The 1,242-nt window shown below is 65.9% G+C and carries 1 protein-coding gene; it reads right to left on the reverse strand.

Annotation, left to right across the window (positions count from 1 at the left end; genetic code table 11):
* Window positions 1-26: 26 nt before the first annotated feature.
* Window positions 27-1,196: an IS30 family transposase gene (locus D0Z08_RS31550; protein WP_118929246.1), complete on the reverse strand. Its 1,170-nt coding sequence runs from the start codon at window positions 1,194-1,196 to the stop codon at window positions 27-29.
* Between the last annotated feature and the right edge of the window lie 46 nt (window positions 1,197-1,242).

Raw genomic sequence — 1,242 nt, forward strand, 5'->3', positions numbered from 1 at the left:
GGGCGGTTTCTGGCCATCGTCGCGAATCAGGGTGTGACGAGTTGCCTGTGCCATCGTGCCATCAACTGCCTGGGTGAGCGATCGCCGAGGCAGAGCCGTGGGCGGTCGTTGAGCTCGTCGGCCACTTCGCGGATCCGGGCGTCGTCGACGAGGTCGAAGTTGGTTCCCTTGGGGAAGTACTGCCGCAATAGCCCGTTGGTGTTCTCGTTGGTGGGCCGCTGCCAGGGCGAATGCGGGTCGGCGAAGTAGATCCGGATCCCGCTCTCGAGCTCGATGCGTTCGTGCTGGAACATCTCGTTGCCTTGATCCCAGGTCAGCGTGCGCCGCAAGGCACCTGGCAGGCCGGCGAAGACGTTGACGAGCGCGTCGCCGACGACCTGTGCGGAGTGGCCGCCGCGGATCGGCACGAGGATGGTGTGGCGGGTCTTGCGGTCAACGAGGGTGGCCATCGCGGAGCGCTGCAGGGCACCGACAATCAAGTCGCCCTCCCAGTGGCCGACCTGGGAGCGTTCCTCGACCACAGCGGGGCGGTCGTGGATCGGCCTCATGTTCGTCGACTGTTTCAGAGCACCCTCACGGGTGCGACCACGGCCGCGCTTGTGCCGGTAGGTGCGCCCCGTGCGCAGCGTCTGTTGGTCAGCAGCGACGATCAGGCCGCGGTAGACGGCTTCGTAGATCGACTCGTGACACAGATGCCAGCTGTGTCGCTTCGGCCAGCGCCGGCGCAGCCACCGGCTGATCTGTGCCGGCGACCAGTGCTCCTTGAGCTTGCCGGCGATCGCGGCACGTAGCTGATGGTCGCTGACCACCCGCCGGTCCCGTTGGCGTCGTCGGCGCTGGTGGGCTTGAGCGTGGGCGTACCAAGGCTGATACCGGCCGTCGGGTTTCTTGTTGCGCGCGATCTCGCGGTAGACGGTCTGGTAGCTCTTCCCGATCCGGGTGGCGATCGACTTCACCGACTCGTCGGCGGCGAGGCCGTCGGCGATCTCGATGCGGTCGTCCTGGTTCAGATACCGGGTGCTGATGGGCTTGTCGATGAAGGTCACCGAGCCAGCGTCGATAAACCACAGCGATCCACAGCTGAGCGACACGCCGACCTGCTGAGACGCAGTCGAGCCGCTGGCGCCCTGGCGGATCAGCTCGAAGTAGCGGCTCTTGGTGTCGGCCGGTGCCTTGTTCCATGCACGATGCGGCATTGCGATACCTCCCGGTCAGGATTCGCAACGCTCGTTAGAAGTCGCC

The sequence above is a fragment of the Nocardioides immobilis genome (genome assembly GCF_003515065.1).
GTDB classification, from domain to species: Bacteria; Actinomycetota; Actinomycetes; order Propionibacteriales; family Nocardioidaceae; genus Nocardioides; species Nocardioides immobilis.